Annotated in this window: 17 protein-coding genes; 9 read left to right on the forward strand and 8 right to left on the reverse strand. The window is 60.4% G+C overall.

What is annotated here, in order from left to right:
* Nucleotides 1-62: 62 nt before the first annotated feature.
* Nucleotides 63-1,928 carry a dihydroxy-acid dehydratase gene (ilvD, locus tag ACH2DG_RS03435; RefSeq protein WP_395024302.1) on the reverse strand — a complete coding sequence of 622 codons (1,866 nt, stop codon included), beginning with the start codon at nt 1,926-1,928 and terminating at the stop codon, nt 63-65.
* Nucleotides 1,929-2,198: 270 nt separating this feature from the next.
* The gene (locus ACH2DG_RS03440; RefSeq protein WP_395024303.1) at nt 2,199-2,438 is read right to left on the reverse strand and encodes a TIGR04438 family Trp-rich protein; all 240 of its coding nucleotides are present in this window, start codon (nt 2,436-2,438) and stop codon (nt 2,199-2,201) included.
* 97 nt (nt 2,439-2,535) lie between these two features.
* On the opposite strand from ACH2DG_RS03440, the gene ACH2DG_RS03445 reads away from it, so the two are divergent.
* Nucleotides 2,536-2,841: a c-type cytochrome gene (locus ACH2DG_RS03445; RefSeq protein ID WP_224151703.1), complete on the forward strand. Its 306-nt coding sequence runs from the start codon at nt 2,536-2,538 to the stop codon at nt 2,839-2,841.
* A gap of 180 nt (nt 2,842-3,021) precedes the next feature.
* On the opposite strand, the gene ACH2DG_RS03450 is transcribed toward ACH2DG_RS03445, so the two are convergent.
* Both ACH2DG_RS03450 and acs read right to left on the reverse strand, forming a co-directional pair.
* A complete protein-coding gene (locus tag ACH2DG_RS03450; protein ID WP_395024408.1) occupies nt 3,022-3,495 on the reverse strand; it encodes a LapA family protein in 474 nt (157 codons plus the stop codon).
* Between the two features lie 254 nt (nt 3,496-3,749).
* Complete coding sequence (gene acs / locus ACH2DG_RS03455; protein WP_395024304.1) at nt 3,750-5,750, reverse strand: acetate--CoA ligase; 2,001 nt, start codon at nt 5,748-5,750, stop codon at nt 3,750-3,752.
* A 458-nt stretch (nt 5,751-6,208) separates the two neighbouring features.
* Between acs and ACH2DG_RS03460 the strand changes: the two genes are divergently transcribed.
* From ACH2DG_RS03460 to proX (ACH2DG_RS03485), 6 genes are all read left to right on the forward strand, one after another.
* A complete protein-coding gene (locus tag ACH2DG_RS03460) occupies nt 6,209-6,820 on the forward strand; it encodes a TIGR00645 family protein (RefSeq protein ID WP_395024305.1) in 612 nt (203 codons plus the stop codon).
* Nucleotides 6,821-7,186, forward strand: a complete 366-nt coding sequence (locus ACH2DG_RS03465; protein ID WP_395024306.1) for a hypothetical protein — start codon at nt 6,821-6,823, stop codon at nt 7,184-7,186.
* 628 nt (nt 7,187-7,814) lie between these two features.
* Complete coding sequence (proV, locus tag ACH2DG_RS03470) at nt 7,815-9,107, forward strand: glycine betaine/L-proline ABC transporter ATP-binding protein ProV (RefSeq protein WP_395024307.1); 1,293 nt, start codon at nt 7,815-7,817, stop codon at nt 9,105-9,107.
* Nucleotides 9,104-10,393 (forward strand): glycine betaine/L-proline ABC transporter permease ProW, encoded by a 1,290-nt coding sequence (proW, locus tag ACH2DG_RS03475; RefSeq protein WP_395024308.1) that lies wholly within the window; start codon nt 9,104-9,106, stop codon nt 10,391-10,393. The genes proV and proW overlap by 4 nt, the downstream gene beginning before the upstream one ends.
* A gap of 79 nt (nt 10,394-10,472) precedes the next feature.
* Nucleotides 10,473-11,516 (forward strand): glycine betaine/L-proline ABC transporter substrate-binding protein ProX, encoded by a 1,044-nt coding sequence (gene proX, locus ACH2DG_RS03480; protein ID WP_395024309.1) that lies wholly within the window; start codon nt 10,473-10,475, stop codon nt 11,514-11,516.
* Nucleotides 11,517-11,633: 117 nt separating this feature from the next.
* Nucleotides 11,634-12,644: a glycine betaine/L-proline ABC transporter substrate-binding protein ProX gene (proX, locus tag ACH2DG_RS03485; RefSeq protein ID WP_395024310.1), complete on the forward strand. Its 1,011-nt coding sequence runs from the start codon at nt 11,634-11,636 to the stop codon at nt 12,642-12,644.
* Nucleotides 12,645-12,697: 53 nt separating this feature from the next.
* Here the strand turns inward: proX (ACH2DG_RS03485) and ACH2DG_RS03490 are convergent, their stop codons facing one another.
* Nucleotides 12,698-14,158 carry a hypothetical protein gene (locus ACH2DG_RS03490; RefSeq protein WP_395024311.1) on the reverse strand — a complete coding sequence of 487 codons (1,461 nt, stop codon included), beginning with the start codon at nt 14,156-14,158 and terminating at the stop codon, nt 12,698-12,700.
* A gap of 109 nt (nt 14,159-14,267) precedes the next feature.
* Here ACH2DG_RS03490 and ACH2DG_RS03495 point away from each other — a divergent pair, with 109 nt between their 5' ends.
* Nucleotides 14,268-14,588 (forward strand): YkgJ family cysteine cluster protein, encoded by a 321-nt coding sequence (locus ACH2DG_RS03495; RefSeq protein ID WP_395024312.1) that lies wholly within the window; start codon nt 14,268-14,270, stop codon nt 14,586-14,588.
* Nucleotides 14,589-14,622: 34 nt separating this feature from the next.
* On the opposite strand, the gene rtcA is transcribed toward ACH2DG_RS03495, so the two are convergent.
* The 3 genes from rtcA to ACH2DG_RS03510 all read right to left on the reverse strand — a co-directional run bounded on the left by rtcA (nt 14,623) and on the right by ACH2DG_RS03510 (nt 18,071).
* On the reverse strand, nt 14,623-15,720 hold the full coding sequence (rtcA, locus tag ACH2DG_RS03500; RefSeq protein ID WP_395024313.1) for an RNA 3'-terminal phosphate cyclase: 1,098 nt from the start codon (nt 15,718-15,720) through the stop codon (nt 14,623-14,625).
* Between the two features lie 126 nt (nt 15,721-15,846).
* Nucleotides 15,847-16,689, reverse strand: a complete 843-nt coding sequence (locus ACH2DG_RS03505; protein ID WP_395024314.1) for a nucleotidyltransferase domain-containing protein — start codon at nt 16,687-16,689, stop codon at nt 15,847-15,849.
* Nucleotides 16,690-16,853: 164 nt separating this feature from the next.
* The gene (locus ACH2DG_RS03510) at nt 16,854-18,071 is read right to left on the reverse strand and encodes an RtcB family protein (RefSeq protein WP_395024315.1); all 1,218 of its coding nucleotides are present in this window, start codon (nt 18,069-18,071) and stop codon (nt 16,854-16,856) included.
* A gap of 284 nt (nt 18,072-18,355) precedes the next feature.
* On the opposite strand from ACH2DG_RS03510, the gene rtcR reads away from it, so the two are divergent.
* Complete coding sequence (rtcR, locus tag ACH2DG_RS03515) at nt 18,356-19,972, forward strand: RNA repair transcriptional activator RtcR (protein WP_395024316.1); 1,617 nt, start codon at nt 18,356-18,358, stop codon at nt 19,970-19,972.
* Nucleotides 19,973-20,093: the final 121 nt, after the last annotated feature.

The raw sequence follows: 20,093 nt of genomic DNA on the forward strand, positions 1-20,093 counted from the left end.
AGCAACAGAAAAGCCGCCCCAGGCCTGTGCCCGGGGCGGCTTTTCATTGAGGACGAAGGGCCTCAGTCCAGCAGCGAGATATCGCGCACGGCCCCCTTGTCTGCAGACGTGACCAGCTTGGCGTAGGCCTTGAGAGCAGTGGACACCTGGCGAGGACGCGCCTTGGCAGGTTTCCAGCCCAGCGCATTCTGCGCTTCGCGGCGCTTGGCCAGTTCTTCATCGCTCACCAGCACATTGATGGTGCGGTTGGGAATGTCGATGCGAATCTTGTCGCCGTTCTGCACCAAGCCGATGGCGCCGCCAGCTGCCGCTTCTGGCGAGCAGTGGCCGATGGACAGGCCTGAAGTACCACCCGAAAAACGGCCATCGGTCAGCAGCGCACAGGCTTTGCCCAGACCCTTGGACTTGATGTAGCTGGTGGGGTAGAGCATCTCCTGCATGCCAGGGCCGCCCTTGGGGCCTTCGTAGCGCACAACCACCACATCGCCCGCCTTGACCTTGTCGCTCAGGATGTTCTCCACGGCCTCGTCCTGCGACTCGACCACGTGGGCCGAGCCTTCGAACACCAGGATGGAGTCATCGACACCGGCGGTCTTCACCACGCAGCCATCGAGCGCGATATTGCCACGCAGCACGGCGAGGCCCCCTTCCTTGGAGAAGGCATGTTCGTACGAGCGGATGCAGCCCTCGGCACGGTCCAGATCCAGGCTCGGCCAGCGTGTGCTCTGGCTGAAGGCCACCTGCGTGGGAATGCCTGCGGGGCCCGCCATGTAGAAGGTTCGCACAGCGTCGTCCTGTGTGCGGACGATGTCCCACTGGTCGAGGCCATCCTTCATGGTCTTGGCATGTACCGTGGGTACATCGGTGTGCAGCTTGCCGGCGCGATCCAACTCGCCGAGGATCGCCATGATGCCCCCTGCGCGATGCACGTCTTCGATGTGGTACTTGTTGGTATTGGGCGCCACCTTGCACAGCTGCGGCACCGTGCGCGACATGCGGTCGATGTCGGTCATCGTGAAGTCGATGCCCGCTTCCTGCGCAATCGCCAACAGGTGCAGGATGGTGTTGGTCGAGCCGCCCATGGCGATGTCCAGCGTCATGGCATTCTCAAATGCCTTGAAACCCACCGAGCGCGGCAGCACGGTCTCGTCTTCCTGCTCGTAGTAACGCTGGCACAGTTCCACCGCCAGGCGGCCTGCGCGCTTGAAGAGCTGCTCCCGGTCGGAGTGCGTTGCCACCACCGTGCCGTTACCGGGCAATGCCAGGCCCAGGGCTTCAGCCAGGCAGTTCATCGAATTGGCGGTGAACATGCCGGAGCAGGAGCCACAGGTGGGGCAGGCCGAGCGTTCGACTTCGGCCACATCCGCATCACTGACATTGCTGTCCGCAGCCATCACCATGGCGTCGACCAGATCGAGCTTCTTGATCTGAATCGTCTTGCTGCCGTCTGCCGCAGGCACTGCCAGACGCACCTTGCCTGCTTCCATCGGGCCGCCAGAGACGAACACGACCGGAATGTTCAGGCGCATGGCGGCCATCAGCATGCCAGGGGTGATCTTGTCGCAATTGGAGATGCACACCATGGCGTCGGCGCAGTGCGCGTTGACCATGTATTCGACCGAGTCGGCGATGACTTCGCGGCTGGGCAGCGAATACAGCATGCCGTCGTGGCCCATGGCAATGCCGTCGTCCACGGCAATGGTGTTGAATTCCTTGGCAACACCGCCTGCAGCCTCGATCTCACGGGCTACGAGCTGACCCAGGTCCTTCAGGTGCACGTGGCCTGGAACGAACTGGGTGAACGAATTGACGACGGCGATGATCGGCTTGGAGAAGTCGCCATCCTTCATGCCGGTGGCGCGCCACAGCGAGCGGGCGCCAGCCATATTGCGACCGGCGGTAGAGGTTTTGGAACGGTATGCGGGCATCGTGGTACTCGGGAAAACAGATGATCGATGAGAATAAGCCTGTCTTGCGAAGGGCTGCCTGCGGCGGTAGGCCCGCAGCCAGCGGGGCAAGTCGGCGTGAACCTCTTGAGTGCGCGCCAGTGCAGAGTCTGATTATGGCGCACTACAAAGCATCTGTATGACGCTCGGGTTCCTTGAATACCCGCCCAAAGACACGCCCCGTCGGGTGGCGCGCAACAAAAAACCGCCCGAAGGCGGTTCTGCATGGATACATCGTATGGCGAAATGGGCCTAGCGGCGGCGCGGCCCCTGCCCCATGGCTTCCTTGGCCTTGGCAATGCGGGCCGCCTTTCTCTGGTCTTCCTTCTCCATCTCCTTGCGTTTGGTGTAGCCAGACCAGTCGGCCCAGGCCCACCATAGAACAGCCAAGGCAAAAGGCGCCAGAACCACCGTCCACGACCAGGCTGCCACCGGGCCGATTTCCAGGTACTTCAGCAACAAAAGCACGACCCCCAGAATCAGAAAATACATTGCAATCCCCTCCTACACGTGCAATTGCCCACAGCGGGCATGCTCCAGCGCTGGGAGCATTAGAATGAAATGTACCCCATACCAAGGAGATTGCACGATGAAACGTATTCTGATTGCCACGGCACTGGCCCTGAGCGCCAGTGCCCCTGCGTGGGCAGATCAGGCGCTGGCCCAGTCCAAGAACTGCATGGCTTGCCACTCGGTGGATAAAAAGGTGGTCGGCCCCGCCTTCAAGGATATCGCCAAGAAGTTCGGCGGTCAGGCGGGCGCTGCCGACATGCTGGCACAGAAGATCATGAAGGGCAGCTCCGGCGTCTGGGGCCCTGTGCCCATGCCTGCCAATACGCAGGTGAGCGAAGCAGAAGCCAAGACGCTGGCCAACTGGGTGCTGTCCCTCAAGTAAGCCCTTTGCCATCAGGTGCCCCAGACTCGATTGCTATTCGATAAGTAGCATTCAGCGCTTATTTATCTGGCCCCAGGCAAAAAAAACAAAGCCACCGCTCGCGGTGGCTTCTTTTATGATCTTTTTATCAGTCAACGACCCCAGGCCGATGGCCGATGGCATGGCGATCTTAGAACCTGTTTACAGCAGGCTGCGTGATCCCGTATCGCTGTGGCGCATATGGTCTTCCAGCTGCCCCAGATAGGCCGCATTGCTGTTGTCAGACTCCTGTGCGCGGGCAATCAGGTGCGATTCCAGCTCGGCAAGGCGCACCATCAGGGCAGTCTGGCCGTCGGCGTGCTGGCGTTCCAGCACCTGGCGCAGCTCGGTGAACCGCGATGCCTCGGCCCTGTCGGCCAGTTCGCGCTGCGCAGCCATTTCCTTGTTGTGGCGGCGCGCTTCCAGCAGCACCGAGCCCTGCATCGACAATACATAGGCCACAAACAGCACACATAGCAGCACCGTCAGCCCCAGCATCAGCACGCCCAGGGGTGCATGGATGACCGACAGGCCCAGATTGACCTCAGACGGAGTGGAAAGCGTCTCCCAATTGAGCGCAGCCAGACCGCCGATCAGCACGGCGATGATGAGAAGAAGAATGGTTCGCATGGCAATACATGGTTGTCGTTGTGCAATGCGGCAACCTTACCACGCAGCTACGGCTCTCGTCATGTCAGCCAATGGAGCGGTTTGCAAGCGGATGTTTGCTATTATTTTTGCCTATAAAGCGCTTTCTGGCTGGGCGCTGGAAACCAATTTAGCCTGATTTCTCGTTCGCGGACGCAAAAAAGCCCGGCAAAGCCGGGCTGGAAGCGTGCGGGCGTCGCCCCCCAAGAGAGGTCTTTTTGCCGCTTCCCTTGCCATGGGGATCAGTTGTTCTCGGACAACTGTTCCAGAATGGCCGGATTCTCCAGGGTGCTGGTGTCTTGGGTGATGGCCTCACCCTTGGCGATGGAGCGCAGCAGGCGGCGCATGATCTTGCCGCTGCGGGTCTTGGGCAGGTTGTCGCCGAAGCGAATGTCCTTGGGCTTGGCAATGGGGCCGATCTCCTTGGCCACCCAGTCACGCAGTTCCTTGGCAATCTGCTTGGCCTCCTCGCCGGTGGGGCGGGCGCGCTTGAGCACCACGAAGGCGCAGATGGCCTCGCCGGTCATGTCGTCCGGGCGGCCCACCACGGCCGCTTCGGCCACCAGATCGGTTTTGGAGACGAGTGCCGATTCGATCTCCATGGTGCCCATGCGGTGGCCCGACACGTTCAGCACGTCGTCAATACGGCCGGTGATTCGGAAGTAGCCCGTCCTGGCATCGCGCACAGCGCCGTCACCTGCCAAGTAGATGCTGCCACCCATCTCTTCAGGGAAATAGGCTTTCTTGAAACGCTCGGGGTCGTTCCAGATCGTGCGGATCATCGACGGCCAGGGCTTGGAGATGACCAAAATGCCGCCCGTACCATTGGGCAGCTCCTTGCCGGTCTCGTCCACGATCTTGGCCATGATGCCGGGCAGCGGCAAGGTGCAGCTGCCGGGAACCAGCGGGGTTGCCCCTGGCAGCGGGGTGATGACATGGCCGCCGTTTTCGGTCTGCCAGAAGGTGTCGACAATCGGGCAGCGCTCGCCGCCCACGTTCTTGTAGTACCACATCCAGGCTTCGGGGTTGATGGGCTCGCCCACCGAGCCGAGGATGCGCAAGCTGCCCAGGTTCCAGTTTCTGGGGTGCACCTTTGCATCCGAATCGGCAGCCTTGATCAGCGAGCGGATCGCCGTGGGTGCTGTATAGAAGATGCTCACGCCATGGCGCTCGATCATCTGCCAGAAACGGCCTGCATCCGGGTAGGTAGGCACGCCCTCGAACACCACCTGGGTGGCGCCTGCAGCGAGCGGGCCGTAGGCGATATAGGTGTGGCCGGTGATCCAGCCGATGTCAGCCGTGCACCAGAATACGTCAGATGGTTTGAGATCGAACGTCCACTCCATCGTCATCTTCGCCCACAGCACATAACCGCCCGAGGCATGCTGCACCCCTTTTGGCTTGCCGGTGGAACCACTGGTGTACAGGATGAAGAGCGGGTGCTCTGCATTCACCGGCACGGGCGAGCAATCGCTGCTCTGGCCGTCCAGCGCCTCGGCAAAGGTCACATCGCGGCCTTCCACCTTGTTCCAGGCCGATGCGGTGCGCTCGAACACCAGCACCTTTTTCACCGATTCGCATCCGCCCATGGCCAGGGCATCGTCCACAATCGCCTTGAGCGGCAATTCCTTGCCGCCACGCATCTGGTAGTTGGCTGTGACGATGACCACGGCGCCCGCGTCGATCACGCGCTCGTTCACCGCCTTGGCCGAGAAGCCGCCGAACACCACCGAGTGCGTTGCGCCAATGCGGGCACAGGCCTGCATGGCCACAATGCCTTCGACCGTCATCGGCATGTAGATCAGCACCCGGTCGCCTTTTTGCACACCCTGGGCCTTGAGCGCATTGGCAAACGCACCCACGCGCGCCAGCAACTCCTTGTAGGTGACCTTGGTAACTGCGCCGTCGTCGGCTTCGAAAATGATGGCGGTCTTTTGCTCGACCGGGGTGCCGATGTGCCTGTCCAGGCAGTTGGCGCTGACGTTCAGCTCGCCGTCATGGAACCACTTGAAGAATGGTGGGTTGCTCTGGTCCAGCACCTGGGTGAAGGGCTTGGTCCACTGCACATGCTCCTTGGCGCGCTTGGCCCAGAAGCCTTCAAAATCCTGCTCGGCCTCCTGGCACAGCGCATGGTATGCATCCATGCTGCCGATACGGGCCGTGGCCGACACCGATGCAGGCGGCGGGAACACGCGGTTTTCTACCAATACGGACTCAATCGTGCCTTGGGAATTTGCGGTCATTGCTTTGTCTCCTTTGCAACCATTGTAGGTATGAAACTGGCCGCTACTGTGGACCCTGGCACTTACAAGCATCTGACAAGCAGTGACTGCGCGGGAGTTTGGCTTTCATTGCAGTCAGTGCAGTACCCGTTTATCCGCTTTTAGCTCATCCTTTGATAGCAATCAGCGGTTTTTCATATGGGGAAATGCTCATCTCCTGATACAGGCGGAATGCACGACCTGCCATCTGCGCGGACGTTCCGCCCTGCATTCCCCAGGGCGAGCGGCAAATTTCTTGGCCGTCGCCTCCTCACGCTCGCTACAATGCGCGACGCTCTTTTGCTGCATGTACCAGCGGGCATGGCTTGGTTGTACCGGGCCATGAGACTTGCGCCTTGTGCGCCGCCTGCTGCCACAACCATTCATTTCACCGTTCAGGCAGGCGAAGGAAGTTTTTCGCAACTTCGATCCACTGCTCCATGTCTCTTCCTGAAAACGCTCCCCTGCGCCCCTTGCCAGCGATCATTTTTGCCAGCCGCTGGTTGCAGTTGCCGCTGTACCTGGGCCTGATCGTGGCCCAGCTGGTCTATGTCTGGCATTTCCTCGTCGAACTGCTCCATCTGGTGGAGGCCGCCTTCGGCAACCAGGAGGCCCTGCGCATCCTCGTCACCTCCGTCGGCTACTCGCCCGAAGTACAGATCACCTCGCTCAACGAAACCGTGATCATGCTGGTGGTACTGGGCCTGATCGACGTGGTGATGATCTCCAACCTGCTCATCATGGTGATTGTGGGCGGCTACGAAACTTTTGTGAGTCGCATGCATCTCTACCGCCACCCGGATCAGCCCGAATGGCTGGGCCATGTGAATGCGTCAGTGCTCAAGGTCAAGCTAGGCCTGTCCATCATTGGCATCAGTTCCATCCATCTGCTCAAGACCTTCATCAACGCGGCCAACTACAGCGAGAAGGTACTGATGTGGCAGACCATCATCCATGTGGTGTTCCTGCTCTCGGCCATTGCCATCGCCTGGACAGATCGCATCCTGCACCCTGCTGCAGGCCCTGCCCACGGGGCGAAAACCGGGCATTGAATGCCTGCACCACATTGCCCCCACGCCCCGAAAGCCCCGCGCGCCGGGGCTTTTTTGCGCCTGGAGGCCGGGCAAACTGCTGCTCAGGCACCCATTACGTCAACGCGCTGTCTATTTGCAGCAAAAGACACCTTTGGCCAAGCAAGCCATGCCATCCGCCGGCAAACTGCCAAAATTGGCTTATCAGTGGTTGCACATTTTGATTTTTTTGTAACAAAATCATTCTTTAAATGTTACAAAATTCACAGCACCCGGCATCGGCCAATACAACCATATAGCGTCAAAAAGAACTACAAAAAAGATAGCAACTCCGGAATACACATGCACCGCACCAATGCCGAAATGCGCCGAAATTACCCCGGATGAAACCACCATCCTTTGATTTCTTTATCTCAAATCCGTATACTAAAACGATGTTTTACAACCTGCAATGCAGGTAATCCGCACTGAACAACATCAGCGTGGATCGTCTCCGTCGGGTCTTTGGCGCCATGCCGAAGTCCGTCTACCGGCCGGAATGCTTCCGGCCCTGATGCCCCGGCGTGGTGGCCTTTGTACAGTGCCCGCCACGCTCGCGTGATTGGAAGTCCTCCTGATCGGACCTCTTCCAATGCGCACGAGAGACCCTGTATCCGGGCTCGACCCTGAAGCAGCGCAACTGGCGCCCTTTGGCTTCTGGCATGCACGCCCGGTACAGGCAGAAATTGTTGGTCACTATGTGTCCCGCCCCTCACCACGAGGGCTTGCCCGTCTGGCGCCTTCCGCGCTGGCGGGCGGAGCTGTCGGCATCAGGGTTTGGCTTTCACGGTCCCGTGCCGGGTCCGCGTGCTGCTGCGCGCGCCCGGCAATGTGCAACTTCATACAAGCCGCTTACGCCTTTTCACAGATCGCAGATCACGGATTTGCTTTTGTTTCACCATCGCCCCCCGTTCTGAACGAGGCCGTGCGTTGGCGCAATCTGGCGCAAGCAGCTTCTGACAAGGGAGGTGCCTCTATGGCCAAACAAATCCGTATCGAGCATGTGTTCAAGGTGTTCGGTGATTCCCCCAAGCTTGCGCTGGATCTGGTGCGCAAGGGCGCCAGCAAGCAAGAAGTGATGGAGCAGACCGGCCAGTCGATTGGCGTGTTTGATGCCAACTTCACCATCGAAGCCGGCGAGACTTTTGTCGTCATGGGCCTGTCAGGCTCGGGCAAGTCCACGCTGGTGCGCATGCTCAACCGCCTGATCGAGCCCACCAGTGGCGCCATCGTGGTCGACGGCCAGGACATCAACAAACTGGGCGATCGCGAGCTGCGTGCCCTGCGCCGCAAGGACATCAGCATGGTGTTCCAGAGTTTTGCGCTCATGCCGCATCTGACCGTTCTGGACAACACCGCCTTCGGCCTGGAGCTGGCTGGCGTGGGCCGCCAGGAGCGCCTTGCCGCCGCCGAGCAGGCCCTGGAACAGGTAGGTCTGGCCGGCTGGGGCGCGAGCTACCCGGATGAACTCTCGGGCGGCATGCAGCAGCGTGTGGGTCTGGCCCGGGCGCTGGCCTCCGACCCCGCCATCCTGCTGATGGACGAGGCCTTCTCCGCGCTCGACCCCATCATCCGCACCGAAATGCAGTCCGAGCTGATGCGCCTGCAGGAGGTCAAGCGTCGCACCATCGTGTTCATCTCGCACGACCTGGACGAGGCCATGCGCATTGGCGATCGCATCGCCATCATGAAGGACGGCCAGGTGCAGCAGGTGGGCACGCCAGACGAGATTCTGCGCAACCCCGCCAACGACTATGTGCGGGCCTTCATTCAGGGCGTGGATGCAGCCGCCGTGTTCAAGGCGGGCGATATTGCACGCCGCGCGATCACCATCGTCAAGGAAAGCGACCAGCGCGGCGCCCGCGCGGCGTTGCAGCTACTGCAGGACGAAGACCGCGACTTCGCCTACATCGTCTCGCCCCGCAAGCAGTACCTGGGCACGGTGTCTGCCGATTCGCTGCGCGGCGCGCTGCAAGGCCATGTCGGCCCGCTAGGCCTACAGAACGCCTACCTGGACAAGGTGGAACCGATTGCCGCCGATGCGCTGGTGGCCAATCTGTTTGGTCAAGTGGCGCAAGCCCCCTGCCCATTGCCAGTCTTGCAGGCCGATGGCCGGTTTGCCGGCGTGATCAGCAAGAACACCCTGCTGCGCTTCCTGGATCGAGACACGCCTCCAGTGCCGCCCACCGACCCGGCCGTGCTTGCCGCGCAGGCGGCCACCGCCACGACCACTGAAACCCACAACAACGAGAACAGGATTGCCGCATGAGTAAAGCCCCCATCACCATTGCCCAAAATACTGCCAGCGACCCGTGGGCAGACACCATGTCCAGCACCGAAACCGCAGCGCCCTGGACCGGCAACGCCGCCAGCCCGGCCGCCGATGCCGCTGGAGCAGCAGCCTCCACCGCCAACAGTGCCAGCAGCGATCCCTGGGTCGCCGTAGGCGAAGTCTCGGGCAATACCGACTGGCTTGGCGGCCCGGATGCCGTTGCCAATGCCGCCACGGGCGCAGCGCAGGCGACCGACCCATCGCACGCCGTGCAAGCGGCGCAGCAGGTGCACGACAGCGGTTTTTCGCTGCACCAGCTGTGGGACGGCAGTCTGCCCGTGCAGGACTGGATCAACAGCGGCTTGACCTGGGTGGTGGCGCATTTCCGCCCCTTCTTCCAGGCCGTGCGCGTACCGATTGACGGAACGCTCAATGGCGTGGAACACCTGCTCACCGCCATTCCCATGGTCGCGATGATTGCCATCCTGTCCCTGGTGGCATGGCAGTTTGCCGGCGGTGCCCTGGCCATCGGGGCCATCGTGTCACTGCTGATCGTCGGCATGCTGGGTATCTGGCATGAAGCCATGGTCACGCTGTCGCTGGTCCTGACCTCGCTCGCCTTCTGCATCATCATTGGCCTGCCACTGGGCATCCTGCTGGCGAGCAGCGACCGTGCGCAGAAGTTCTTCCGCCCCGTGCTGGACGCCATGCAGACCACGCCCGCCTTCGTCTACCTGGTGCCCGTGGTGATGCTGTTTGGCATTGGCAACGTGCCTGGCGTGGTGGTCACCATCGTATTTGCGCTGCCGCCGCTGGTCCGCTTGACCAACCTCGGCATCCGCCAGGTGCGGCCCGATCTGATCGAAGCCAGTCGCGCCTATGGCGCCTCTCCGCTGCAACTGCTGTGGAAGGTGCAATTGCCGCTTGCCATGCCATCGATCATGGCCGGTATCAACCAGGCGCTAATGCTGTCGCTGTCGATGGTGGTGATCGCCTCGATGATTGCCGTGGGGGGTCTCGGCCAGATGGTGCTGCGCGGCATTGGCCGCCTGGACATGGGCCTGGCCACCGTGGGCGGCCTGGGCATCGTGCTGCTGGCCATCCTGCTCGACCGCATCACTCAGGCCATGGGCCAGCCACGCCGTGGCGTGCGCCACTGGTGGCAGACGGGCCCCGTCGGCCTGGTGGCACGCAGTCTGCGCAAGACGGAAGCGGTTGCACCAGTTGCGTCTGCAAACGCAACACCGGGCACGCACCAGCCCCAGCCAGCGGCTGCGCACTGAGCACACATTCCACTCATTCATAAAAACCACCGCCTGCGCTTTTCTATAAAGCGCAGGAAGCTATTAAAAAAGGAGCATCATGTTTCAAACTCTCCCCCTCACTACAGCGCTGCGCTACACCCGCACCGTTCTCGCCAGCAGCCTGCTTGCCGTGGGCCTGGCCGCAGGCACCGGTGCCCAGGCACAGGAATTGCCAGGCAAAGGCGTTCAGGTGCAGCCGCTGCAAAGCTCGATTGCCGAAGAGACCTTTCAGACCCTGCTGGTGGGCAAGGCACTCCAGAAGCTGGGCTACAACGTGCTGCCGATCCGCGAAGTGGAGTACGCCACCGCCCACGTCGCCATTGCCAACGGCGACGCCACCTTCATGGCCGACCACTGGGATCCGCTGCATGCCGAGTTCTACAAGAACGCAGGGGGCGCGGCCAAGCTCTACCGCGAAGGCGAGTACTCCACCAGCGCCGTGCAGGGCTACCTGATCGACAAGAAGACCGCCGATGCCCACAACATCACCAATATCGAACAGCTCAAGGATCCCAAGATTGCGGCGCTGTTCGACACCAATGGCGATGGCAAGGCCGATCTGACCGGCTGCACGCCCGGCTGGGGCTGTGAAGGCGCCATCGAGCACCAGCTCTCTGCCTACAAGCTGCGCGACACTGTTACCCACGTGCAGGGCGCCTACGCGGCGCTGATGGCCGACACCATCACGCGCTACAAATCGGGCAAGCCCATCCTCTACTACACCTGGACGCCCTACTGGGTGAGCGCCGAGCTGCGCCCTGGCCGCGACGTGGTCTGGCTGCAGGTGCCCTTTACCGCGCTGCCGGGTGATCAGGCGCAGACCAAGACGGCTCTGCCCAACGGCAAGAACTACGGCTTTCCGTTGAACACACAGAAGATCGTGGCCAACAAACGCTTTACCGACGCCAACCCCGCGGCGGCCAAGCTGTTTTCCCTCATGAAGCTGCCCGTGGCCGACATCAACGCGCAGAACCTGGCGATGAAGGACGGCCAGAACAAGCCCGCCGATATCGAGCGCCATGCCGATGGCTGGATCAAGGCCCACCAGCAGCTCTTTGACGGCTGGATCGAACAGGCCAAGGCAGCAGCCGCCTCCCAATAATTCTTCGCTTCCGAGCGGCACCGCGTGTGCCGCTTTTTCATGCCCGCCGGGCCCAGGCCAGTAAGTTCGAATGGCCCGCACCTGCACGCCAAGGGCAACACTCATCCAAGGAGAACCATGAACCAACGCAACAACCGCCGCACCGCCCTCACAGGCATTGTCACTGCCGTGCTGCTGAGCACCGCTGCCCATGCCCAGGCACAGGATCTACCTGGCAAGGGCGTGGACGCACTCCCGCTCCTGGGCACCGTCGATGAAGAAATGTTCCAGACCCTGATCGTTTCGCGCGCACTCGAAAAGCTGGGCTACAGCGTCAAAGCCCCCAAGGGCCTCGAAAATGGCACCGAACACGTGGTGGTGGCCCAGGGCGATGCCACCTTCATGGCCAACCATTGGATTCCGCTGCACCAGAGTTTTTACGACCGCAACGGCGGCGCCAAGGTGTTCTACCGCGAAGGCGTTTTCTCCACCAATGCCGCGCAAGGCTATCTGATCGACAAGGCGACGGCTGACAAATACAAGATCACCGACATCATGCAGCTCAAGGATCCCAAGATCGCCAAGCTGTTTGACACCGATGGCGACGGCAAGGCCGACCTGACTGGCTGCAACCCCGGTTGGGGCTGCGAGCTGGCCATCAACAAACACCTCAAGGGCCTGGGCCTGGAAGGCAGCGTCACCCACAGACAAGGCAACTACGCCGCCCTGATTGCGGACACCATTGCGCGCTACCAGTCTGGCAAACCGGTGCTCTACTATGTATGGACGCCCTACTGGGTCAATGGCGTACTCCAGCCGGGCAAGGATGTAGTCTGGCTGCAGGTGCCCAACATCCCTGGCGCCCAGGGCGATGACGACACTCGCCTGCCCAACGGCAAGAACTATGGCTTCAAGGTGAACAACCAGTACATACTGGCCAACAGGAAGTGGACCGATGCCAACCCCGCAGCAGCCAAGCTGTTTGCCATCATGCAAGTGCCCATCGAAGACATCACTGCCCAGAATCTGCTGATGCGCAATGGCGAGAACAAGACCGCCGACATCAACCGCCATGTGGATAGCTGGATCAAGAAGAACCAAGCCAGGTTTGATGGCTGGGTGAAAGAGGCGGCTGCAGCCGTTAAATAATCTACTCGCATGGAAAAGCCCTCTGCAAGCTTGCAGGGGGCTTTTTTACCACGCTAATGGCTATCGCCAACCAGACGCGTCAAGGTCACCGAACCTTCTGAATCGATGTGGGCACTTGCCGAAGTCGTGGTCTGCATCAGCCAACGCTTACGACGGTCTACCAGGGCCACAGCACGGATGGAAAAATCAGGCACATCGCCCATGGTCAATATCCCGTCATTTCCAAAGCGCCTGTTGGGTGTTCCGTCTGCCAACCACTGCGCCCAAAGATTCGGGCGGTCATAGTTGCTATTGGAAGAGCGCTGTCCGGGGGCCACTCCGGCCATCGCTCCGGAACCATCCACTATACGAACGCCAACTCCTTCCATTTGGTCTGCACTCAATCCTTGCAGATCGGCAATCCCTCGAATGCCATAGTTATCCACCAGATTTCCATCTGTCTGGTACTTCAGCGCCTTCAGCCCATAGCTGCCTGCATTGCTTGTTCCCAATACCACCATCAATGCCCCATCATCCGTCAGCTTTGCATCGTGAACAGACACGTTGGCACCCAACGCCGTCCTTATCGGATTGGGCGCACTCACGCTCGGCAAGCCTGTGTCGCTGATTTTCTCGGTACAAAGCCCTATGTCGGCAGAAGGCTGGGAATAGTTGGCGCTGACAGCTGAAACAACCCAAATATTGCCTTGCCTGTCCGCAACCACGCGGCCTTGATTGGTCTGGCAACGCGAATGCACTACACCATTGGTGCCAAACTGGCTGTCCACAGATCCATCTGCCAAATAGCGCATCAGGCTCCAGCTATATATCTGCCCCACCGCATTGGTATTGGATTGCAAAACGAGGTATTTTCCATTCTCCAGAGCCAATCGCTGCCCCGTTACCTGGTTAGCGAGCACACGAAACGCTTCAGGTAACTGTGCTGCATTCAAGCCATCACCAGCGGGGCCTGCATCCAGTTCCCCGGAGCTTTTCAATTTCACCCATACCGTTTTCGAATCTTCGCGCACCCCATCAACAGTACACATCAGCCGAAGACTGCCTGCATATTCATAGTTGCATGGCCGAGACGCATTAATGGATACATAGATTTCACCATCCTCCATCACCTTCAGATATGGTGATATATCTGCGCCCCGAACAGAAATGTCGACGGTTCCGCCACTTCCAAAACTGGAATCCAGCTGCCCATTCTCAAGATACCGATTCACAAACACCGCACTCTTGGGCCGAACCCCAAAGGGGTACTGCTCTACCACTGACGGCCCCAGCTTGCGATACCCCGCGGCAATCAACTTGCCATCGGGCTGCTCGACGATAGCGCTCAATGCTCCGTTAAAAGTTCCCAAAGCAATACGGACATTGCCGCCCTCTCCAAAAGCTGTATCCGCGACCAATGGATTGGGATTGCTTTGATTGGCACTGTCAGAACCACCGCCACCACACGCAGTTGCCAGCAACGCAGCCGCGAGTACGGTACCCAATCGAAATGGCAAAATAGAACGTAGCGCCATACAAACTCCTTTATTGATTGCATAGATAGGCTTATGCCACATCAAGCGAGGTGCATGCAATCACCATGGTCGCGCTAGCTCGGGCTTTTCTCGCTTTGTCACAAAACCCATGTCCCACCCTTGCCTTACCTGTGGCGCCTGCTGCACCAGTTTTCGTGTTGACTTTTCGGTCTATGAATCGGAGATCCATGGTGGGCGTGTACCAGCGGGCCTTGCCGACGAGATCAACGATTTCACCTGCCGCATGCGTGGCACAGACTATGCGCGGCCGCGCTGCGCGGCGCTGACAGGCACCATCGGCGTGCAAGCAGCTTGCGGCATCTACGAATGGCGCCCTTCGCCCTGCCGCGAATTTGCAGCAGGCAGCGATGCCTGCAACCGGGTGCGCCAAAGGCACGGTCTGCCTGCACTGGAAAGCGGTCTGTACTAGACCGCTTTTTATCGCTGTTGCTCCGGCGAAGGTTCTACGCCAGAGCGATATGCACCACCGGGGCCGATGCTGTTTCGATGGAAATGCGCAGCGGCAAGAATTGCTGGATCACGTCCATGTTGCTGCGCAGATGCTCCGTCACCTCGCTGCAGCTGAAAGCCGCGCGCTTTCCGCTTTGCCATACCGCCAGCGCCAGCAGCAGCACCAGTTGGTCAGCCAGGTGCGCGCCCACCGCCGCCTCGGGCTTCTTCTGGTAATCGCGCATCTGCTGGCACAGATTGCGTGCTACCGTCTCCGACGACACGCCGTGCGCGCCCAGACAGCTGAACAGCTCCGTGACGTGCGTGTAATACAGGGTTGCCAGCAGAATATTGCCAGGGCCTTCATGCTGGCGGGCGGGCAGTTGCTGCATGGCGCTACGATCCCAGCCTGTAAGACGCGCCAGCTCATCCAACTCGCGCGTGGCAACCGCCTTGGGCACTGCGGCGCACACGGCCTCCGCCACCACATGCTGCAGATCGCCCCGCGCCAGCAGATCAAAAGGCTGAAGCGCGCCAACTGCAGGCACGATGTGCACCTGCACCTCACCGCCGCCGGCGGGATAGAAGCCAAAGCGGCGCAACTCCATATCAACCCGCGCGCCCAGCCGTGCTACGAGCGGCGCAAATGCGCGCTCTACAAAGTGGTAGTTCGGCGCCATCGGGTTGTGCGTACCGCCCGACAAGCGCACCACGCTCTCGCCATGCGCCAGCAACAGCGCGGGCAATACGGTCTGCAGCACCAGCATGGAGCTGCCCGCACCCGAAATAGGAAACTCGTACTCGCCCGCCCGGAGCGCGCGCGGCGCAAAATGCAGCTCGGTAGCGCCCACCGCCACGGGTGACACCTGGGCATCGCTGATGGCCTGCGCTGCGTGCACGCAGGCCAGATGCTGGCGCATCAGACCAGGCTTGGGGCGCTTTGCGCGGATGTTGCGCACCGCCAGCGGCCTTTGCGTGATCACGGACAGCGCCAGCGCTGTGCGCAGACTCTGGCCACCGCCTTCGCCTTGTGAGCCGTCAATTTCGATTTGCGGCTCAATCCGCGACACGTCCCGATCTACCGCCTTCCATTCTGTACTTGTTGTTGACATCGTTCTTGTTCTTTTCTCTTGGTATCTGCTTGGGGCCAAATTGCCCAGCAGGCAGGCCTCTCTAAAATTGCAAGACTCCATTCCAGAGCCCTGCGTAGCCAGGTGCGTTGCAATGCGCCTCGTACATCAACTGCGGTCATTGCAGCGGGGGTCAAAGTGCAATACCGTATCGTGCAGCAATGCATCCAGATCGGCATGTCCTGCCATTGGCACAGGCTGCACGGGCTCAGCCGCATTGCGCGCCAGCTCGGTCTCGATGAAGGCATGAATTCCGGGCCAGCGTGGACTGGTGGCTGCTTCGCCCGCACGCATCTTGACTTCCAGCAATGCGTTGATTTCGGCAATCAACGTCGCGTCGCGGGTGGCATCCAGGGTGTGCTGGGCCAGTTCCGCAAAGCGCATGGGCGGCACACCTGGTCGGGCACGAATCCAGCGAGCCGCCAACAAAGGGCGCAGCACGTACAAGTACTTCTTATAGCGCACCTCATCCGCTTGCAGATGTTCGCGAAAGTTCTTCTTGGCCATGCTGGCATAGTGATGCCAGCCTTTGGCGTTGGAAAACACGCGCTGCGCCAACGTGCGAAATCGGGTCATGACATCTGCCTCCTCCCGATAGACGATGGGCGAGCCCAGCCACTCCAGCAGCGTGGGGTTCGATTCGCGCAGCAATGCAAGTGCCTTGCGCAAATCCCAGCCGTTCACATCCAGCTCACCACTGATGGGCAGCTCGATAACATCTCGGCCCGGTGCCACCGTCAAGTACCAGGGCAGCCGGTGAACGTAGATGAAGCGCACGTCATAGTCGCTGTCAGGCGAGGCAAAGCCCCAGCCACGACTGCCGGATTCGCAGGCAAACAACACGGTCACCTTCTGCTCCGCTTCAATACGACGCAAGCTCTCCAATACCTCGACGCGCATGGACTCCTCCACGGGGTGCGCAGAATGCAGCAGTTCTCCTTCTTCTCGCATCAGACAACCTCCAGCGCTTATTTCCAAAACGCATATAGCTACAAAATATATAGCAAAATAAAAATAACAGAAGAGGTTCAGACGAGACGCATCGCACGGCTGAGCGGCAGCCAGAACTGAAGCTGCCGCCTTTCATCCAAAAGGCGGCAACACAGTTCAGGCCCTCACCCCTTCACGCACACCACCTGTTTGAGCGTGTACACCACTTCCACCAGGTCGTTCTGCGCAGCCATCACCGCGTCAATGTCCTTGTAGGCCATCGGGATCTCGTCGATCACGTCGGCGTCCTTTCGGCATTCCACGCCTTCGGTGGCACGCACCTGGTCTTCCACGGTGAACAGCTTCTTGGCCTTGTTACGGCTCATGGTGCGGCCCGCACCATGGCTGCAGCTGTTGAAGCTTTCGGGGTTACCCTTTCCACGCACGATGAAGCTCTTGGCGCCCATGCTTCCGGGGATGATGCCCAGCTCACCGGCCCGCGCGCTCACCGCGCCCTTGCGGGTCACAAACACCTCTTCGCCAAAATGTGTTTCGCGTTGCACGTAGTTGTGGTGGCAGTTCACCGCTTCCAGGTGCGTTTCGAACGGTTTGGTGATCACCTTCTTGAGCGCGTTGATCACGCGGATCATCATCACCTCGCGGTTGGCGCGCGCAAACTTCTGCGCCCAACCGACCGCCTTCACGTAGTCACCAAAGTAGGCGGCGCCTTCTTCGAAGTACGCCAGATCCTGGTCAGGCAGGTTGCGCTGGTGCAGTTCGGCATCCTTTTTCGCCAGCTCGATGAAGTGGGTGCCGATGGCGTTACCCACCCCACGCGAGCCCGAGTGCAGCATGATCCACACCGACTGGTTTTCGTCCAGGCACACTTCAATGAAGTGGTTGCCGGTACCCAGCGTTCCCAGGTGCTTGTAGTTGTTGGTGTTCTTGATGCGCGGGTGCGCCTCGCAGATTTCCTCGAACTCCTTGACAAGACCCGTCCAGGCGGCGTCGGTCTCCTCGGGCGGCGTCTCCCAGCTCCCCTTGTCGCGACCGTAGCGCTTGGGCGTCATACCCACAGGCACCGCACGCTCAATGGCAGCGCGGATCGGAGCCAGGTTGTCCGGCAGGTCGCTCGCGGTCAGCGTGGTCTTGCAGGCCATCATTCCGCATCCCAGGTCCACGCCTACGGCCGCCGGAATGATGGCCTTGATGGTGGGCACCACCGAGCCAATGGTGGCGCCGATACCCAGGTGCACATCGGGCATCACCGCCACGTGCTTGAACACGACGGGCAGACGCGAGATGTTGGCCAGCTGGTTTTGCGCCTCGGGCTCCACGGGCACGCCGTTGGTCCACATCTTGATCGGCACGCCGTTGGGCACTTGCATTTGTTGGTAGGTCATGGTGTTTCCTATTTCTTGTTTGTCTGGTTCATTGCGGGCTCTGGCCCGGCGGGAAAGCAAGGACCCTGCCCTGCTTTCCCCGACTCACGCCACACAGCGCTTGCCATTCTTATTGCCAGAAGCGTGCCAGCTTTTGAATTTCTGCCTTTGAAAATCATAACAAAATGATTTTTAAAGAAATTCATTTTTCAAGCCATCCTGACACCGTTTTCTCAACCCTATAAATTTATCTATTTAGATAGCTACTTTAGAATTGTTTATCAGCACTAGCACCCCATCGCAACATGAAATCCATCACCGTCATTGGCTTTCTGGGTACCCAGCTGGACAGCGGGCGCGGCGCCGGACGCTGGAGCAAGTGGCGTCCATCGGTCGCCATCACACAGCATGAAGACATGGTGGTGGCGCGGATGGAGCTGCTGTACACGCGATCGCATATCGACCTGGCCCGGCTGGTGCAGGCCGATATCGCGGCCGTGAGCCCCGAGACCGAGGTGCAGCTGGTGGAGCTGCCCATTCATGATCCCTGGGATTTTCAGCAGGTATATGGCGCCCTTTATGACTGGGCTCAGGGCTATCCGTTTGATAGCGACTCCACGCAATACTGGCTCAACATCACCACCGGTACGCATGTGGCGCAGATCTGCCTGTTCCTGCTGGCTGAATCACGCGCCATGCCAGGCGTCATCCTGCAGGCCTCGCCCCCCAAGCGCCAGGTGGATGGTGCTGCAGGCAACTACACGCTCATCGACCTGGATCTGTCGCGCTACGACGCCATTGCCACGCGCCACGCACGGGCCAGCGAAGACGGCGTGGCCTTCCTCAAAAGCCATATCGCTACACGCAACCAGCGTTTCAACCGGCTGATCGAGGAGATCGAGCAGGTGGCGGGCCGCTCGCAGGCACCCATGCTGCTGGTGGGACCCACCGGCGCGGGCAAGTCATTCCTTGCGCGGCGCATGTATGAACTGAAGAAGGCGCGCCACCAGGTGAGCGGTGCCTTTGTGGAAGTGAACTGCGCCACCTTGCGCGGCGACAGCGCCGCCAGCACGCTGTTTGGCCACAAAAAAGGTGCCTTCACCGGCGCCGCCACCGAGCGTGCCGGCCTACTGCGCACTGCCGACCATGGCGTTCTCTTTCTCGACGAGATCGGCGAGCTGGGCGCGGACGAGCAAGCCATGCTGCTGATGGCCATCGAGGAAAAGCGCTTCTACCCCATGGGGTCGGACCGCGAGGTGAACAGCGACTTTCAGCTGATTGCCGGCACCAACCGCGATCTGCGGCTGGAGGTGAACGCTGGCCGCTTTCGCGAAGACCTGTTTGCCCGCATCAACCTGTGGACCTACAACCTTCCCGGACTGGCCCAGCGCGCTGAAGACATCGAACCCAATATCGACCACCTCCTGGCCCTGCACGCCCAGCAGACCCATCGCACCGAGCGCTTCAACGCCGAGGCACGTAAGCGCTATCTGCAGTTTGCGCAGAGCCCGGCGGCCTTGTGGAGCGGCAACTTCCGCGACCTGCACGCCAGCGTGACGCGCCTGGCCACCCTGTCTCACAGCGGCCGCATTACCGAGGATCAGGTTGAGGCCGAGATTGGCCGGCTGCAGTGGTTGTGGCAGCGGCCCGATGCGCTGCAGCCATCGGCTGATGATCCCGCAGAGCTGGCGCTGGAGGATGTATTGCCCGCCGATGCGATTGCTGCAATGGATCTGTTTGACCGGATGCAGCTGGCGTCTGTCGTACGTGTCTGCCGCGGTTCCAGCAGCTTGTCGGATGCTGGGCGTCAACTGTTTCAGGCCTCGCGGGCGCAGCGCAGCGTGGTGAATGATGCGGATCGGTTGCGCAAGTATTTGCAGAAGTTTGGGCTCAGTTGGGATGGGATTGCGGGGGGGCGCTGATGCTTTTGGATCTGGAACTTGCAGCCTGCTTTTGAGTTTTACCTGGGTTGCATGTTGCTGGCCGGGTTTCGCCCCGGCCAACAGCTACTTGCAAAGTTAAAAGCAGTCCAAGCAGCAAACA

This window comes from Comamonas odontotermitis (assembly GCF_040396735.1).
GTDB lineage: Bacteria > Pseudomonadota > Gammaproteobacteria > Burkholderiales > Burkholderiaceae_C > Comamonas > Comamonas odontotermitis_C.

Coding starts and splice junctions, on each gene's coding strand:
- ilvD (WP_395024302.1), bottom strand. CDS start 1,928: ATGCCCGCATACCGTTCCAAAACCTCTACCGCCGGTCGCAATATGGCT.
- ACH2DG_RS03440 (WP_395024303.1), bottom strand. CDS start 2,438: ATGTATTTTCTGATTCTGGGGGTCGTGCTTTTGTTGCTGAAGTACCTG.
- ACH2DG_RS03445 (WP_224151703.1), top strand. CDS start 2,536: ATGAAACGTATTCTGATTGCCACGGCACTGGCCCTGAGCGCCAGTGCC.
- acs (WP_395024304.1), bottom strand. CDS start 5,750: ATGACCGCAAATTCCCAAGGCACGATTGAGTCCGTATTGGTAGAAAAC.
- ACH2DG_RS03460 (WP_395024305.1), top strand. CDS start 6,209: ATGTCTCTTCCTGAAAACGCTCCCCTGCGCCCCTTGCCAGCGATCATT.
- ACH2DG_RS03465 (WP_395024306.1), top strand. CDS start 6,821: ATGCCTGCACCACATTGCCCCCACGCCCCGAAAGCCCCGCGCGCCGGG.
- proV (WP_395024307.1), top strand. CDS start 7,815: ATGGCCAAACAAATCCGTATCGAGCATGTGTTCAAGGTGTTCGGTGAT.
- proW (WP_395024308.1), top strand. CDS start 9,104: ATGAGTAAAGCCCCCATCACCATTGCCCAAAATACTGCCAGCGACCCG.
- proX (WP_395024309.1), top strand. CDS start 10,473: ATGTTTCAAACTCTCCCCCTCACTACAGCGCTGCGCTACACCCGCACC.
- proX (WP_395024310.1), top strand. CDS start 11,634: ATGAACCAACGCAACAACCGCCGCACCGCCCTCACAGGCATTGTCACT.
- ACH2DG_RS03490 (WP_395024311.1), bottom strand. CDS start 14,158: ATGGCGCTACGTTCTATTTTGCCATTTCGATTGGGTACCGTACTCGCG.
- ACH2DG_RS03495 (WP_395024312.1), top strand. CDS start 14,268: ATGTCCCACCCTTGCCTTACCTGTGGCGCCTGCTGCACCAGTTTTCGT.
- rtcA (WP_395024313.1), bottom strand. CDS start 15,720: ATGTCAACAACAAGTACAGAATGGAAGGCGGTAGATCGGGACGTGTCG.
- ACH2DG_RS03505 (WP_395024314.1), bottom strand. CDS start 16,689: ATGCGAGAAGAAGGAGAACTGCTGCATTCTGCGCACCCCGTGGAGGAG.
- ACH2DG_RS03510 (WP_395024315.1), bottom strand. CDS start 18,071: ATGACCTACCAACAAATGCAAGTGCCCAACGGCGTGCCGATCAAGATG.
- rtcR (WP_395024316.1), top strand. CDS start 18,356: ATGAAATCCATCACCGTCATTGGCTTTCTGGGTACCCAGCTGGACAGC.